Genomic DNA, 15549 nt, shown 5'->3' with positions numbered 1-15549 from the left:
GGTGGAAGTGGTTGGTGCGGGGTTGGCAGGCCAGGGTGAGGTCGGTCTGCAGCTCGGTGACCGCGGTCCGCGAGCGTGCGCAGACTGCTGTGAACTCCGCGGCGCGTCGGGTACAGACACGCACCCTCGCGCGGAGAGGGGGCAGTGGGGCGCGAGAGCGGGGATGTTCACGGCTCGTTCAGGCGCCGGCCGTCGCATCGCCGCGCAACGCACACACGCGGCGGGTTTCATCGAGGCATGCGGGTGGTGCAGGTCGCCAACTTCTACGGCCCACGCTCGGGGGGCTTGCGCACCGCGGTGGACCGGCTCGGCGCCGAGTACTGCGCGGCCGGACACGAGGTCTACGTCGTCGTCCCCGGACATCGCGCAGCGCAACAGCGACTGCCCACCGGCGTCACCCGGATCACCCTGTCCGCCCGTCTCATTCCGTTCACCGGCGGATACCGCGCTGTCCTGCCGGGTCCGGTCACCGCGCTGCTGCAGGAACTGCAGCCCGACGCCGTCGAAGTGTCGGACCGACTGACCCTGCGATCACTCGGAGGCTGGGGCCGTCGCCACGGTGCGGTGACGGTGATGATCTCCCACGAACGCCTCGACCGCCTCGTCGGCCAGGTGCTTCCGGGCCGCATCGCCCGTGCGGTCGCCGATGTCGCCAACCGCCGCACCGCAAGCAATTACGACACCGTCGTCTGCACGACGGCCTTCGCTCGTAGGGAATTCGACCGGATCGACGCCACGAACGTCGTCACCGTTCCGCTAGGGGTCGACCTCGACCAGTTCCACCCGCGCCGACGGTCAGATCGTGTGCGACGCCGGTGGGCGGCGGCCGATCAGACACTTCTCGTGCACTGCGGTCGGCTCTCGGTCGAGAAGCATGCGCACCGCAGCATCGACGCCGTTGCGGCGTTGCGGCATTCGGGTGTCGACGCGCGTCTGGTCGTCGTGGGGGAGGGTCCGCTGCGCCAGCGCCTCGAGCGCCAGGCCGCCGGTCTTCCGGTCGACTTCACGGGTTTCATCGGCTGCCGCGACACGGTGGCCGCCATCCTCGCGTCCGCCGACGTGGCGCTCGCTCCGGGACCGCACGAGACGTTCGGCCTCGCCGCGCTCGAGGCGTTGGCCTGCGGCACACCCGCCGTCGTGTCCCGCACCTCGGCGCTCGCGGAGATCCTCACCGCGGACAGCGGAGCGTCGGCCGACAACGATCCGGAAGCGATCGCACACGCCGTCAGCACCGTGATCCGGAAACCGGAGTCGTTGCGGCGCAGCGATGCCCGTCGGCGGGCCGAACAGTTCACCTGGCCGCGCGCCGCTGAGGGCATGCTCGACGCACTCGGCGCGGGGCAGTGCGGCGAGGAACCCCGAACCGTTTAGCCTGCGGCGCGGGCGGGCAACCCGTAATCAGCGGGACAGTCAATACCCTGACGTGCCCGACCGACCGAAGGAGCCGATGTGGCTACCAGCACGATCGTCTGGATCGTCGTCGCAGTGGTCGTGGCGCTGCTGATCATCGCCGCGCTCGCGATGATGGCGCGCAAACGCCGCAACCAGCAACGTCATCTCGAAGCACAGCGAATCCGCGAAGAAGTCCAGGAGCACCACCAGCACGTCGAGAAGCGCGATCTCATGGCGCAGCAGACCGAGGCCAAGGCGAAAGCCGCCGAGGCCGAAGCGGAAGCCAAGGCCGCCGAGGCCGCCCGACTGCGCGGTGTCGCCTCCACGCATCGCGACGCCGTGGACTCCTCGCGCCAGGAGCTCGACGAGCGCCGCAAGCTCGCCGACAAGCTGGATCCCCACACGCCGAAGGCCGAGGACATGCAGCCCGACGCCGGTGGCGGCAGGCACGACCACGTCCGCGGTGGGCGCCACGACACCCCTGTGCAGGGAACCCCCGTGCAGGGCGCCCCGCAGCAGGGTGTGCCTCAGGGTGCGCCCCAGGGCGATCTGCACGGGGACGTCCCCGGGGGCCGTCGCGGCTTCGGCCAGGACCAGGGTGCCCAGAACCCGAATTTCAACGCGGGCAATGGTCGTACGAACGACCCCCGCACCCGATGACGGACGCTGACAGCACGGCCGGTTCCGCACCGGCCGTGCTGTTCGACATCGACGGCACGCTGGTCGATTCGAACTACCTCCACGTCCACGCCTGGCACCGGTCCTTCGCGGACCAGGGGCTGACGGTCGAATCCTGGCGTGTGCACCGGTGTATCGGCATGGACGGTTCGACGCTGTTGGACAACCTGGTTCCCCATGCCGATGACGACACGCGAAAGCGGCTGAAGGACGGCCATTCTCGCTACTACCTCGACGCCAAGGGGCTGCTGCGCCTGCTTCCGGGCGCGCGCGAACTGCTCGCTCGGATCAACGAGCTCGGCCTGCAGGTGGTGCTGGCCACCTCGGCGCCCGAGGATGAGCTCGAGGTGCTCCGCGAGGTCCTCGACAGCGACGACGTCTACTCCGCGATGACCTCGGGCGGGGACGTCGACACCGCCAAACCCCAGCCCGACATCGTCAACATCGCGCTGGAACGCGCCGGTGTGGACGCCGCACGCGCGGTGTTCGTCGGTGACGCCGTGTGGGACATCGAGGCCTGCGAACGAGCGGGGCTGATGTCGATCGGCGTGCTCAGCGGCGGGGTGTCGCGCGGCGAGCTCACCGAGGCGGGTGCGCGCGCGGTCTTCGAGAATGCCGAAGACCTGCGCGCGCACCTCGACGAAAGCCCTGTCGCCGGCTTACTGAGCCGTCTCGGCCCGAGCGATCAGGGCAACGCGTAACGCAGCACCGCGGCGATTCCGTCGTCCGGGGAGATGCGCTCGTCGGTGCGGACCAGGGCCGCACCCGTGCGTACCGCCACCACCGGAAGCGCCTCGTCGGCCCGCAGAGTCTGGGCCGGCGCGGCCCCCAGCTCCGAGAGCACGTTCTCGTTCGGCGCGACCATCAGGAGGTCGTCGCCGGCGACGACGGTCGCATCGCCGACGTCGCCGATGATGAGCGTTTCGACGGCGCCTGCCCGCAGCGCGGCGCAGACCCCGTGCAGGCCCTGGGCCGCCAGCCCGGAACCCTGACCGGTCGCCTGCGAGAACTGTTCGGCCGCATGCTCTATCGCCGTGAGCCGGCGTTTGAGGAACTCCTGGTCGATGGCGTGCTGCAGATCGGCGTCGGCGAAGCCGCTGTGCCGGGCGCCGACGTCGAGTTCGACCACCCGCTCGGCCACTCGCTCCTCCAGGGTGGGCGCGAGGTCGGAGCGGGACTGCACTTCGCCGACGACGAAGATCACCTCGGGGGAGACCTCGTCGACCAGCGTGGCCAATCGATCCGCCACGGCCCGCAGGTTCTTGCGCCCGGCCTCCATGCTGCGCCGCTGCGGATCGCCGTACCCGGGCGTCTCCGCGCTGTCGGCCTTGTGGATCGGGTAGCCACCCCCGTCGACGGTGTCCGATTCGACCGACCGGTCGCGGTGCACCGTGATGTCGGCGCCGGCATGGTCGACCGCGGCGACCACGTAGGTCGAGTGCTGATCGCCGTGCTCCACCACCGGTACCAGGTAGGGCAGTGACGAGACGCGGACGACGGGTGTCTCGATCGGGCGGATCAGATGCTCGTTGAGCAGCACACCGTCCGTTCCGGCGACCAGACCCCGCCCGCTGCGGCCGACGGCGGGTGATGCGTCGAGCACGGCGTGCTGCAACGCCTCGACGATTCCGGCCGGCGCGTCCTGCTGCTCGAGTTCGTCGCGGATCGCCCGCCACTTGAGTTCCCGCTGGGCAGCGGCATCCTCGGTGTCGTGCGAGTCGTCGAAGTACACCGATGCGTACGGGCCTTTCGACTCCGCCAGCGTTCGGAAGCGTTCGGATTGCATGGTCCTCCGTCCTGATGGGGTGCGACCGACATTGAGTGCCCGCAGACCCGACGGACAAACGGCTCAACCCGTCGACAACTGACCGACCAGGGAGTCGCCGAGCCAGCGCGCATACCGGTCCGGCGACCACCCGCGCTGTCGCACCAGGACGTCGAACGGATGCGGATCGGTGGCGAGGAAGATCAGGTCGACCGCGTCCTGGTACGCCTTTCGGCCGGTGAGCGCGCCCAGCGACCGCAGCCGGCGCGCAACCGTGCGGGCGTCGGTCAGGCGTTGTTCGCGGGCGGCCTCCACCAGGATCTGCGCCTCCGGTTCGACGCCGGCGGCCACCTCGAGTGTGCGGAACAGATCGGCGACCCGACCGTTGATCGCGGTCATCACCGCCGCGCAGCCGCGGAGCAGGTCGGCCGGGTCGTCGACGGCCAGCACCCGTCGCATCTCGTCGCGATCGGCGACGGCCACGTCGGCGTCGTCGCCGGCCACCGCCCACGCCATGGCGAGGCGGAGGAGGTCGATCTTGCCGCCCACCGACGTGAAGACCGTCTTGCGGCTGACATCCGCGGCTGCGGCGATCGCGTCGATGGTCGTGGCGCCGTACCCGTTCGCGACGAAGAGCCGCGCGGCGGCGGCGACGACTCTGCGGCGGGTCTCCTGCGCCTGTGCGGCGCGAAGGCCCGATCGGTACGGCCTCTTGACATCCTCGGCCATTTCACGACACTCTCAATACATTCATTACACTACAAGATACCCCAATGGAGGACCGCATGCGCGTGGTCGTGGTCGGAGCGGGTCCGGTCGGGCTGTTCTGCGCCATCGCGCTGGCCCGCCGTGGTCACACCGTCGCGGTGGTCGACCGCGATGCCGGTCCGCCGGCGTCGGGCCGGTGGCGGCGCAGGGGAGTGATGCAGTTCGATCACGCTCACACCTTCCGGGCACCGGTCGTCGATGCGCTGCGCGCCGAGATGCCCGACGTCGTCGATGCGCTGACCGTCGCGGGCGCAGGCTTCGCCACGGACCGGACCGGCGAGATGGCCGCGCTGCTGTGCCGTCGGTCGACCCTCGAGCGGGTGCTGCATCGCATCGCCCTGCGGCAGAACGGGATCACCCGTCACGTCGCGACGGTGGACCGTCCGCATCGCGCGAACGGCCGGGTCGCCGGCGTCGTCACCGTTCACGGCGTGCTGGCAGCCGATCTCGTCGTCGACGCCTCCGGCCGGTCGGCCCGGTACCTGCGGGATCTGCGGCCCGACGCGGTGGGCGGTGACTGCGGCGCCGTGTACGCGACCCGGCAGTACCGGCTGCACCCCGGCGCAGCGGCCGGGCCTGTCAACTCGCCGATCGGCCTGTCGCTGAGCATGTCCGGTTACGCCGCCATCGCGTTCCTTCACGACAGCGGCACGTTCTCGGTGACCATCACCCACGACGGCGGCGACCTGCGGCTGCGCCGTCTGCGGGAGGATTCGGTGTTCGAGACGGCCGTCGGCGCCATCCCGCAGTTGGCCGACTGGATCGACCCGCGGCGGTCCCGGCCGCTGGCGTCGGTGTTTTCCGGCGGGCGGTTGTACAACAGCTACCGCTCACAGGTGGGCCCGGACGGCGCACCCTACCTGCCCGGGCTCATCTCGGTCGGCGACGCGGTGTGTACCACGACGCCCCTCGCGGGCCGCGGCGTGACGCTCGGCCTCATGCAGTCCCGGGCGCTGCTGGCCATCCTCGACACCGAACCCGACATCGGCTTCGCCACAGGGCTGTTCGACGACTGGTGCGAGCGCAACGTGCGGCCGTGGTTCGACGACCACCGCCGCGTCGACGGTGACCGGGTGCGCCGCTGGGCCGGTGGTGCGGTGGACCTGACCCGCCCGTTGCCGTCCGATTTGATCGTCGCCGCGGCCGATGCGGATCCGGGCCTGCGCCCGCTGGTCGAGCCCTATGCGACGATGGCCGCGTTGCCCGCCAGCCTGGCGGCCGCCGAGCCCCGGGCACGGGAGATCTTCGCGGGCGGTTGGCGTCCGGCCGCGCCGCCGGGGCCCACCCGCGCCGGCCTCGCCGACCTCTGTGGCGACCGGCCGGCCGCCGCCGTCACCGGGGCGGTGTCCAGGTCACCGGCAGCCGTTTGATCCCGTGGATGAACGCCGACTGGAGTCGGCTGGGCTCTTCCGAGGCGGCGATGTCGGGGATCTGCCGGTGCAGTTCCTCGAACGCCACGGTGATCTCACGACGGGCCAGGTTCGCACCGAGACAGAAGTGCGCCCCACCGCCGCCGAACCCGACGTGCGGGTTGGGGTGACGGCGCACATCGAACGTCCAGGGATCGTCGAACTTCGCCTCGTCCCGATTGGCGGAGCCGTACCACAGTGAGATCTTGTCGCCCGCAGCAAGTTTGACCCCACCCAGTTCTGCGTCACGGGTCAGGGTGCGCCGCATGTAGCTCACCGGCGACCCCCACCTGACGATCTCCTCGACCGCCGTCGGCGCCACCTCGTCGTAGGCGTCGAACCAGATCCGGCGTTGTTCGGGATAGCGGCTCAGCGCGAGCAGCCCGTGGCTGATCGCGTTGCGGGTGGTCTCGTTGCCCGCGACCACCAGCAGGATGAAGAAGGATGCGACCTCAGCGGAGGTCAGACGCTGCCCGTCCACCTCGGCCTCGACGAGGCTGGTGGTCAGATCGTCACCGGGACGTGCGCGCCGGTCGTCGGCCAATTGGCTCGCATACGAGCCGATCTCCATTGCCACGCCGACGAATTCGTCGAAGTCGGTGGTCAGGTCGGGATCACCGAAACCGAGGATGACGTTGGTCCAGTGAAACACGCGCTGGTGGTCTTCTTCGGGGATGCCCATCATGTCGCAGATGATCTGCAGCGGCAGGGGGCCGGCGAAATCGTTGACGAGTTCCCCGGAGCCGTCCGGGTTGGCGGCCACCATCTCGGCGACCAGGCGCCGGGCCCGGTCACGCACCGAATCCTCGACGCGCGCGAGCACCCGCGGGGTGAAGGCGCTGCGCACGATGTTGCGCAGCCTGCTGTGCCGGGGGTCGTCCATCGCGATCATCGACCCGAAGTACTCGTTGAGTTCGGGAGTCTGATCGCCGATCGTGATGCCCGAGGCGGAGCTGAAGATCTCCGGGTGCCGGCTGGCGTAGAACACCTCGTCGTACCGGGTCACCGCCCAGTGGCCGCGACCGGCCTCCATCCCCTCCGCGACGAACTCGGAGAAGTGGCGGATCGGGGCCTCACGGCGCAGGGTGGCGAACGCACCCTCGCGGATGTCGTCGTCGAGCGCCCAGAACTCCCAGGTCCCCAGATCGATGTCGGCCAGCGGCACGTCAGGTGGCGCCGCCCCGTTCTCCCGAGCCGCAATGCCCACGCCGACGAGCCTAGCCCTCCGGTCGGCCCTCGTGCCCGGATCGGCCCTTGGTGCGCCGGTCTTCCTTCATCCGCGCCTCGAAGACGTGCCGGTGGCCCTGCTGCAGTTCGTCGCGGACGCGGCGCTCGTGGTCGCGGAACACCGACCAGTAGTTGTCGTCGAAGTCCTCGACGATCTGGAAGGTCCACCGGCCGTAGAGCACATTGCGTCCGACCAGTTCGCCGGCCAACCGGTCGGCGACCTCGCCGTGGCCGGCGTCACGCAATTTGTCGCACGCCTCGCCGAGCAACAGGTCCGCCCGCCCCATCAACTGGTGGAAGCTGTACAGGTGGCCGCGCGCGCGTTCGACCCATTCGAGCGCCTCAGACACCGAGCCCACCGCCTCCACGGTGTCGTCGGAGATGTCGTCGGGCAGCTGGCGGTCGTAGTCGGCCGGCTTGTCTGAAGGTTCGTTCACCGGACCCAGATACCCGCCCCGATCGGCGGAAAACGTGATAGCACCGGACGGTGCGCAACCCTCACGCCGGACAACCTTTCACCGACCCGGACGAACGCATCGCGCAGGCGTTGCTCGACGTCAGTGTCCCGACGCTGATGATGTCGCTGGTCCACATGTCCGGCGATGCGGAGCTGATCCGCGGTGTGCTGCGGCCGGCGGGGTTGTTCCTCAACGAGGTCCAGGGGTTCATGTCCGAGGAGGACAAGGCGGCGGTGCGTGCGCTCGCACTGCCGATCATCGCCGACTACCGCGACCGTGGATGTCCCGAACCGGAACCGATCGGACCGGAACTCCTTCACGAGATGATGCAGTGGCTGGTCTGTGAACAGGTGCCCGCCGAGTACGTGCCGATGCTGCTCGAGGAAATGGAACTCGACGGCCTCGACGACCGGGCGGTGCCGCCACCCACCGATCCGGCCCGCGCCGACTTCCCCGTGCTGGTGATCGGCTGCGGTGAGTCCGGACTGCTGGCGGGGATCCGCCTCAAGGAGGCCGGCATCCCGTTCACGATCGTCGAGCGCAACGCCGGGGTGGGCGGCACCTGGTGGCAGAACACCTATCCGGGTGCGCGGGTGGACGTCGGTAATCACTTCTACTGCTACAGCTTCGAACCCTCCGACGGGTGGACCCACTTCTTCGCCGAGCAACCCGAACTGCAGGCCTACTTCCAGGGCGTGTTCGACCGCCACGGACTCGCACCGCACGTGCGGTTCGGCACCGAGGTCACCGAGGTGGTGTGGGACGAGGAGACCGCCACCTGGACCGCCCACCTGCTCGACCGGGCGGGCGCCATGACCAGCGTGCGGGCGCGCGCGGTGATCAGCGCCGTGGGTCAGCTCAACCGTCCGCACATCCCGGAGATCGACGGCAGGCACGACTTCGCCGGACCGGCGTTCCACTCCGCCGAATGGGACCATTCGGTGGACCTGCGCGGGCGCGATGTCGCGATGATCGGGGCGGGGGCCAGCGGCTTCCAGATCGCCCCGGCCATCGCGCCGGATGTCAACCGCCTCACCGTGTTTCAGAGAACGGCCCAGTGGATGTTCCCCAACCCCCACTACCATGCGCCGGTCGGTGACGGGGTGCGCTGGGCGCTGCGGCATCTGCCGTTCTACGGCCGCTGGTACCGCTTCCTGCTCTTCTGGCCCGGCTGCGACAAGGGGCTGGAGGCGGCCAGGGTCGATCCGGACTACCCCGACCCGCAGCGGGCGGTCAGCGAGGTGAACGACATGGCGCGGATGATGTTCACGGAGTGGATCACCAGCCAGGTGGGCGACGACACCGACCTGCTGGCCAAGGTGCTGCCCGACTATCCGGCGACCGGCAAACGCACGTTGCAGGACAACGGCAGTTGGTTGCGCACGCTGACGCGTGACAACGTCGACCTCGTCCGTACGGGCATCTCGCGTGTCGAAGCGGACGCCGTCGTGACCGACGACGGGACACGCCATCGCGCCGACGTCCTGATCTACGCCACCGGATTCCACGCGAACCGGATGTTGTGGCCGATGCGCGTCGTCGGGCGCGATGCCGCGGTGCTCAGCGAGGTGTGGGGTGAGCGGCCGTCGGCGTACCTGGGGATCACGGTGCCGCAGTTCCCCAACTTCTTCTGCATGTACGGACCCGGGACCAACCTCGCGCACGGTGGCAGCCTGATCTTCCACTCGGAATGCCAGATGCGGTACATCGCCCAGTGTCTGGAGATCCTGATCGACGGTGGCCACCGATGGCTGCAGCCCCGGGAGGAGTGTGCGCGGGAATGGTGCAGCCGCAGCCAGGAGGAGATCGGCAAGCTGGTGTGGTCGCAGCCGTCGGTCGAGCACTCGTTCTACAAGAACTCCCACGGGGAGATCTACGCGCTCAGCCCGTGGCGGCTCGTCGACTACTGGACGTGGACCCGCCGCCCGGAACCGGGGGACTTCGAATTCGGCTAGCCCTGCGGGGTCTCCACCACGGCGCGGATGCGCTCCAACGTCTTTCGCATGTCGCGGATGTTGCGACGCCGGCGCAACTGACCACCTGCGACCGAGAAGACGCGCATCAGCGCGGAGTCGTTGAGCCGGAACGACTCGGTGACCTCGGTGCCGCCGTCGACGGGGGTGAACCGGTAGTGCCAGTTGTTGACCGCCCGGTCACCCACCAGTACCTCGAAGCCGAACTCGCGGCCGGGCTCGCAGGCGGTGACCCGGCAGGTCGTCCAGTACACCGGGCCGATCTCGTTACGCCGGACGTGACCGCGGAACCTCGCTCCCACCACGGGTCCGGTGGCGCCGTCGAGCCATTCGGCCTCCATCACCTCGGGCGAGAACCGGCCCGTGTTGCGCACGTCGGCGACCAGGTTCCAGACCTCGTCGGCCGGAGCCTTCATCGTCACACTGACCGAACCCTGCACGCGGGATTCCTTTCTGCGATAGGGCCGACCGGCGCGCCCCCTGCCGGCAGCCTGCCAGACGTCCACCCGCCACGGCCGCCGGATCGGCGATCAGGTTGACTCGGCAGGTGTGAAGATCCGGTTCGGCGTCGGCATCGGCGCGGAGACACCCGCAGCCGGGTTGGCGGCCATCGTCGACCACCTGGAGAACAGCGGGGTGGACTCCCTGTGGTTCTCCGAACTGGTCTACACCGAGGCGATCGACCCCTTCGTCGGCATGGCCTACGCGCTCGGCCGCACCGCGCGTCTCAAAGTCGGCACCTCCGTGGCGATTCTGCCGGGGCGCCACCCCGTGCTCGTCGCCAAACAACTGGCGTCGCTGGCCGCCGTCGCGCCGAAGCGGGTGCTGCCCGTGTTCGGTCTGCAGTCGGCGATCCCCGCCGAACGGGCGGTCTTCGCGGTGCCCGCCGGCAGGCGTGCCGCGGTCTTCGACGAATCGCTCGACATGCTCCGGGCGGTGCTCGCCGAACCGAAGGTGGACTTCGACGGGGAGTTCTTCCCGGCACACGACATCGCGCTCGCCCCGCGTCCGCAACCACCCCTGGACATCTGGCTCGGCGGGTCGGCGCCCGCGGCGCTGCGCCGGATCGGCCGATATGGCGACGGCTGGCTCGGCAGCTTTCTCACCCCGGACGAGGCCCGGCGCGGCCGCGAGCAGATCGAGCGCGCCGCGCAGGAGGCGGGCCGACACATCGAGGCCGACCACTTCGGCATCTCGCTGGCGGTGGCCGACGGCGAACTCAGCCCCGAATTGGTCGACGTGGTGCGCGCGCGTCGGCCGGAGGTCGACCCGGCGGCGCTCATCGCCGCGGACTGGCAGGCACTGCACCGCCAACTCGACGCCTATCTGGAGGCCGGCCTGACCAAGTTCGTCATCCGCCCGGCCGGGCCGACACCGATGGACGTCTTCATCGACCGGTTCGTCGCCGAATTGCTGCCGCGGGAGAACTGAGGGCGACGGGACCGTCTCACCTACGACGTCTCCGACGCGTCGTCCTCACCCTCGGCCTGATCGGGCTGGGGCTGCACGGAACTCTGCTTCATCTCGGGATCGGCGTCCGGGTCCTGGCCGGACTCCGCGGGATCGCTGCTCATGCCTGCGAGGTACCCGGGGCGCATCGCCCGAAACGCCGTCGGTCAGCGCTCGGTCAGCCGAGGCAACGCCTTGAGGATCTGGGCGCGCACGAACTCCGGGCTGACGGCCTTCAGCCGGTCGAGCCAACGGATGCTGTTCGGCACGTACCAGTGCAACCGGCTCGGATGGCGGTAGGCCGCCCACGCCGCTTCGGCAACGCTGACGGCCGGCATCAACCGGAATGGACCCCGCTTCGGCGCCGATGCGGTGACGTCCGCGTCGGGGCGGGTGGCATCGGCCGGGCGGGCACCCGCGGAGTGGTTGGGTGTTTCGCGCAGAATGGCCGTGTCGATCAGGCCGGGCAGCACGTCGGCGACCCGCACGCCGTGCCGCCGCCACTCCACGCTGAGCGCCTCGGTGAGGCCCTTGACGGCGTGTTTGGTCGCCGAGTACACCGCGATCTGCGGCATTCCGTAGGTCGCCGAGGAGGACGACGTCGAGAACATCAGGCTGCCCGGCGCTCGCTTGAGGTACGGCAGCGCCGCGTACGCGCCGGTCAGCACGGCCTTGAAGTTGACGTCGACCACCCGCATGGCCGATTCGTACGGCACGTCCTCGAACCAGCCGGATTCGCCGATGCCCGCGTTGTTCCACATCATGTCCAGGCCGTCGGCGCCGCAGAAGTCGGCGAGGGCGGCCTCGAGCTGTCCCTTGTCCGTCACGTCGACCTGGCGGGTCCACAGCCGGTCGCCACCGCGTTCGGCGGACAGTGCGGTCAGAGCGGCCTCGTTCCGGTCGACGGCGGCGACCCGCCAGCCCCGGTCGTGGAACAGCAGCGCGCCCGCCCGTCCCATCCCGCTCCCCGCACCGGTGATGAAGATGGACTTCGGCGTCATCGGGTCATCTTGGCATGCTCAGCCGCAGTACGACCGTGTCGCGAACCAGAGCGCGCGGCGGTAGAGCTCGTCGAGGTTGCGGGTGGCCGCGACCTGATCGGTCGCCTCCCGCACGCGTTGCGGGCACTCCGGTGACCGGAACAGCGGCCAGTGGGCGGCCATCTGATCGACCATCGTCCGGTTGAGTCCGTCGATCACACCGCGTGAGGAGGCCAGATCCGGGGCCGTCGCAGGGGCGACGGCGGGATCGAGCTTCCACTGCGCGAAACGGGTGTACTGGATCGACTCCGTGGCGGAGATCTGGTCGCGGAAGATGCGCCGCACCCGGTCGGCGTCCACGCCCCGGGCGGACGCGTCGGTGGCCACCGCATCGAGCACCTGCTCGACCCGGGCCGGATCCTCGATGGGGGCCTTGGTGTTCCACTTGCTGGCGGCCACCGGTTCGGCGGTGCGCAGCCGCTCGGCGGCGGCGTCCACCAACGCCGACAGCGGGCTGTCGGTGTCGGCCTGCGCCGGCGCGACGCCCGCGAAGGCGCCGAGGACCATCAGGCCGGCCAGCAGGCGGCGCAGTACGGGCCGGCCGCTCAGCGGTCGAAGTCCGGCTCGTCGTCCGACAGCGGTACCGCGATCGACTGTTCGATGAGATCGGCCTCGTCGGCTTCCCAGTTGCGCGACACCGACACCCGCGCCGGGTCCAGGCCGCCCTCCTCCTCGTCGTCCACGTCGACGGGGATCAGCTGTTCGACGACGTCGGCTTCCGGGGCGTCGTCACCGAACACCGGTTCATCCGGAGTACTCACGAGCAGTCTCCCTCCCAGGCGTTGACATCAGCCGGACACCGGCCGTGTCACCACAGTAGTGATGTCGGCGCACGAGGGTGGGTCCGGTTCGCGGTGTGCCGGGCACTCGGGTCACTGACCTGCCCACCACGGTCTTCGGACGGTGTCCGTTCGGGTAGTGTGCGCAGTCGACGGGGGCGGCTCTCGAAAATTGAGGAGCTCCGAACCGAACCACGAACAACGACGTCAGAGGCTGTACCGTGCCAGAAACAAGCAGTGATGCCCAGGGCTTGACGCCCCACTTCGAGGATGTCCAGGCGCATTACGACCTGTCCGACGAATTCTTCCGGCTGTTCCTCGACCCGACGCAGACCTACAGCTGCGCCTACTTCGAACGCGACGACATGACGCTGGAAGAGGCGCAGCTCGCCAAGATCGACCTGTCGCTGGGCAAGCTCGGGCTGCAGCCCGGCATGACCCTGCTCGACGTGGGCTGCGGCTGGGGCGCGACGATCAACCGTGCGCTCGACAAGTACGACGTCAACGTCGTCGGCCTGACCCTGAGCAAGAACCAGCAGGCCTATGTGCAGCAACTCCTCGACAAGCAGGGCAGCTCGCGCAGCAAGCGGGTGCTCCTGCAGGGCTGGGAGCAGTTCGACGAGAAGGTCGACCGCATCGTGTCGATCGGCGCCTTCGAGCACTTCGGCCGCGACCGCTACACCGACTTCTTCAAGATGGCCTACGACGCGCTGCCGGACGACGGCGTGATGATGCTGCACACCATCATCAAGCCGAGTGACGAGGAGTTCGCCGAGCGCGGGCTGCCCATCACGATGCAGAAGCTGCGCTTCTTCAAATTCATCATGGACGAGATCTTCCCGGGCGGTGACCTGCCCCAGGCCCGCGCGGTCACCGACCACGCGACCAAGGCCGGCTTCGAGGTCAAGCTGGTGCAGCCGCTGCGCCTGCACTACGCCAAGACCCTCGACATCTGGTCGGCCGCGCTCGAGGCCCGCAAGGACGAGGCGCTCGCGCTGCAGGGGCAGGTGGTCTACGACCGGTACATGAAGTACCTGACCGGTTGCGCCGACCTCTTCCGCGAGGGCTACACCGACGTCGCCCAGTTCACCCTGACCAAGGGCTGAGTCACCGCCAGGGCGGGCCTGGCCGCGCGCCCGCGGCGTCGCGCCTGCGGGCCGCCATGCCGGCCAGCGCCTCGAACACCACCCGGTGGGCGGCGTTGACGGTCAGTTCGGCATGGTCGTAGGCGGGCGCGACCTCGACGACGTCCACGCCGGCCACGTCGTGTTCGCGACACAGGTGGCGGACCATACGGAGCAGATCCGCGCTGGTGATGCCGCCCGGTTCCGGCGTCCCGGTGCCGGGCGCGTGCGCGGGATCGAGGACGTCGATGTCCACAGAGACGTAGAGCTTGTCGGCCTTGGCCAGAGCTTCGGCGACCGCGTCGCGCATCACCTCCTTGAAGCCGCGCTCCCAGATCTCCTGCATGGTGTGCCAGGTCATGCCCTGTTCGAGCATCCACTCGAAGGTGTCCTGCGGCGGCCAATAGCCGCGCAGGCCGACCTGCACGAAATGGGTGCCGGGCACCGCGCCGGATTCGATGAGCCGCCGCATGGGGGTGCCGTGGCTGGCCAGGTTGCCCTCGATGGTGTCCGCGGTGTCGGCGTGGGCGTCGAAGTGGACGATGCCGACGTTGCCGTAGCCGTGCACATCGGCCACCGCGGTGGCCGCGGGCCAGGTAATCGAGTGGTCACCGCCGAGGACGACCGGCACGATCCCGCGTGAGGCGAGGGCGGCCACCCGCTCGCGGATGTTGTTGTGCGACACCTCGGTCTGCCCGTGCGGACAGTAGGCGTCGCCGAAGTCGACCACCTCCAGCCAGTCGAAGATCTCCAACCCCAGGTCCATGTGGTAGGTGCCGGGTTCGTACGCCGTCGCCCGGATGGCGCGCGGCCCGAACCGGGCGCCGGGGCGGTTGGTGGTGCCGACGTCGAACGGCGCACCGACGATCGCCACGTCGGGCCGCCACGATTCCAGCTGCGCGGTCTCGGTGAGGAAGGGCCGATGACCGAACGACGCCATCCCCGCATAGGGTAGGTCCAGCTGCTCGGCCAGTCCGGGCGGAAGGTCTCGTTGCGGCTCGTCCGCATGCGCATGCCCCATGGGCAGACGGTACCGTCCGGTGCGACCGACCGTACGGTGATCAGCAGGCGGTCAGCGCGCTGCGCAGCCGGTCCGGGATCGCCCGTTTGGCCCAGTCGGATGTCGACACCACCACGTAGACGTTGCGGCCCGTCACCGCGGTCTGCGGTGCGACGGCCGCGCCCTGGCGCTTCACCGCGAAGCCGAGCGTGAAACTGGTCGAGCCCACGCGTTCGCACCGCACCGCCACCCGCACGTCGTCGCGCCAGCGAACCGATGCGGCATAGTCGATTTCGCTGTGCACGACCTGGAAGTCGAGGCCGGCGGCGATCAGCTCCGGATACGCGACTCCGATGTGGTCGAAGAACGCCGTGCACGCCTCGTCGAACCAGGTGAGGTAGTGACCGTTGAACACCACGCCCTGCTGGTCGATCTCGGCGTAGCGCGGCACGATCGGCATCGAGAATCCCGCTGTCGCATCGCCCGT

The 15549-nt window shown here is 69.5% G+C and carries 18 protein-coding genes; 7 read left to right on the top strand and 11 right to left on the bottom strand.

Translation table 11 applies throughout. The features are described 5' to 3' along the window. The first annotated feature begins 237 nt into the window (after positions 1 to 237). From AU195_RS05330 to AU195_RS05320, 3 genes are all read left to right on the top strand, one after another. Positions 238 to 1371 (top strand): glycosyltransferase, encoded by a 1134-nt coding sequence (locus tag AU195_RS05330; protein ID WP_059158015.1) that lies wholly within the window; start codon positions 238 to 240, stop codon positions 1369 to 1371. Between the two features lie 78 nt (positions 1372 to 1449). Further along, the gene (locus AU195_RS26130; protein ID WP_286149141.1) at positions 1450 to 2052 is read left to right on the top strand and encodes a hypothetical protein; all 603 of its coding nucleotides are present in this window, start codon (positions 1450 to 1452) and stop codon (positions 2050 to 2052) included. Further along, a complete protein-coding gene (locus AU195_RS05320) occupies positions 2049 to 2771 on the top strand; it encodes an HAD family hydrolase (protein ID WP_059158014.1) in 723 nt (240 codons plus the stop codon). Before AU195_RS26130 ends, AU195_RS05320 begins: the two co-directional genes overlap by 4 nt. On the opposite strand, the gene AU195_RS05315 is transcribed toward AU195_RS05320, so the two are convergent. Continuing rightward, a complete protein-coding gene (locus AU195_RS05315; protein WP_059158013.1) occupies positions 2756 to 3856 on the bottom strand; it encodes an Rv2629 family ribosome hibernation factor in 1101 nt (366 codons plus the stop codon). The genes AU195_RS05320 and AU195_RS05315 overlap by 16 nt on opposite strands. A 63-nt stretch (positions 3857 to 3919) precedes the next feature. Beyond that, on the bottom strand, positions 3920 to 4564 hold the full coding sequence (locus AU195_RS05310; protein WP_059158012.1) for a TetR family transcriptional regulator: 645 nt from the start codon (positions 4562 to 4564) through the stop codon (positions 3920 to 3922). A gap of 56 nt (positions 4565 to 4620) precedes the next feature. Here AU195_RS05310 and AU195_RS05305 point away from each other — a divergent pair, with 56 nt between their 5' ends. Beyond that, a complete protein-coding gene (locus AU195_RS05305) occupies positions 4621 to 5973 on the top strand; it encodes an FAD-dependent oxidoreductase (protein WP_059158046.1) in 1353 nt (450 codons plus the stop codon). Here AU195_RS05305 and AU195_RS05300 read toward each other — a convergent pair. Together AU195_RS05300 and AU195_RS05295 are read right to left on the bottom strand one after the other, a co-directional pair. Further along, entirely contained in the window at positions 5936 to 7219 is a 1284-nt protein-coding gene (locus AU195_RS05300) for a cytochrome P450 (protein ID WP_059158011.1), read from the bottom strand. The two genes, AU195_RS05305 and AU195_RS05300, sit on opposite strands and share 38 nt — an antisense overlap. A gap of 10 nt (positions 7220 to 7229) precedes the next feature. After that, on the bottom strand, positions 7230 to 7676 hold the full coding sequence (locus AU195_RS05295) for a hypothetical protein (protein ID WP_059158010.1): 447 nt from the start codon (positions 7674 to 7676) through the stop codon (positions 7230 to 7232). Positions 7677 to 7726: 50 nt separating this feature from the next. On the opposite strand from AU195_RS05295, the gene AU195_RS05290 reads away from it, so the two are divergent. Then, positions 7727 to 9652, top strand: a complete 1926-nt coding sequence (locus AU195_RS05290) for a flavin-containing monooxygenase (protein ID WP_059158009.1) — start codon at positions 7727 to 7729, stop codon at positions 9650 to 9652. On the opposite strand, the gene AU195_RS05285 is transcribed toward AU195_RS05290, so the two are convergent. After that, the gene (locus AU195_RS05285; protein WP_059158008.1) at positions 9649 to 10110 is read right to left on the bottom strand and encodes an SRPBCC family protein; all 462 of its coding nucleotides are present in this window, start codon (positions 10108 to 10110) and stop codon (positions 9649 to 9651) included. The two genes, AU195_RS05290 and AU195_RS05285, sit on opposite strands and share 4 nt — an antisense overlap. Positions 10111 to 10219: 109 nt before the next feature. Between AU195_RS05285 and AU195_RS05280 the strand changes: the two genes are divergently transcribed. Continuing rightward, a complete protein-coding gene (locus tag AU195_RS05280; RefSeq protein ID WP_059158007.1) occupies positions 10220 to 11101 on the top strand; it encodes a TIGR03854 family LLM class F420-dependent oxidoreductase in 882 nt (293 codons plus the stop codon). A gap of 20 nt (positions 11102 to 11121) precedes the next feature. Here AU195_RS05280 and AU195_RS26125 read toward each other — a convergent pair whose 3' ends face one another. Genes AU195_RS26125 through AU195_RS05265 form a run of 4 tightly spaced genes read right to left on the bottom strand, consistent with a single transcriptional unit; the run spans position 11122 to position 12920 of the window. Continuing rightward, entirely contained in the window at positions 11122 to 11244 is a 123-nt protein-coding gene (locus AU195_RS26125; RefSeq protein ID WP_286149140.1) for a hypothetical protein, read from the bottom strand. Positions 11245 to 11286: 42 nt separating this feature from the next. Then, the gene (locus tag AU195_RS05275; protein ID WP_059158006.1) at positions 11287 to 12120 is read right to left on the bottom strand and encodes an SDR family oxidoreductase; all 834 of its coding nucleotides are present in this window, start codon (positions 12118 to 12120) and stop codon (positions 11287 to 11289) included. 18 nt (positions 12121 to 12138) lie between these two features. After that, entirely contained in the window at positions 12139 to 12666 is a 528-nt protein-coding gene (locus tag AU195_RS05270; protein WP_059158005.1) for a chorismate mutase, read from the bottom strand. Positions 12667 to 12704: 38 nt separating this feature from the next. After that, a complete protein-coding gene (locus tag AU195_RS05265; RefSeq protein WP_059158004.1) occupies positions 12705 to 12920 on the bottom strand; it encodes an Rv3202a family protein in 216 nt (71 codons plus the stop codon). Positions 12921 to 13159: 239 nt separating this feature from the next. On the opposite strand from AU195_RS05265, the gene AU195_RS05260 reads away from it, so the two are divergent. Beyond that, positions 13160 to 14044 carry a cyclopropane mycolic acid synthase family methyltransferase gene (locus AU195_RS05260; protein WP_059158003.1) on the top strand — a complete coding sequence of 295 codons (885 nt, stop codon included), beginning with the start codon at positions 13160 to 13162 and terminating at the stop codon, positions 14042 to 14044. Between the two features lies 1 nt (position 14045). Here AU195_RS05260 and speB read toward each other — a convergent pair whose 3' ends face one another. Then, complete coding sequence (gene speB / locus AU195_RS05255) at positions 14046 to 15083, bottom strand: agmatinase (RefSeq protein WP_059158002.1); 1038 nt, start codon at positions 15081 to 15083, stop codon at positions 14046 to 14048. Positions 15084 to 15123: 40 nt separating this feature from the next. Next, positions 15124 to 15522, bottom strand: a complete 399-nt coding sequence (locus AU195_RS05250) for an acyl-CoA thioesterase (protein ID WP_059158045.1) — start codon at positions 15520 to 15522, stop codon at positions 15124 to 15126. Positions 15523 to 15549: the final 27 nt, after the last annotated feature.

The sequence above is a fragment of the Mycobacterium sp. IS-1496 genome (genome assembly GCF_001499995.1).
Taxonomy (GTDB): Bacteria; Actinomycetota; Actinomycetes; order Mycobacteriales; family Mycobacteriaceae; genus Mycobacterium.
The sequence above is the reverse complement of the archived record's forward strand: the minus strand, read 5'-3'. Positions and strand labels throughout refer to the sequence as shown.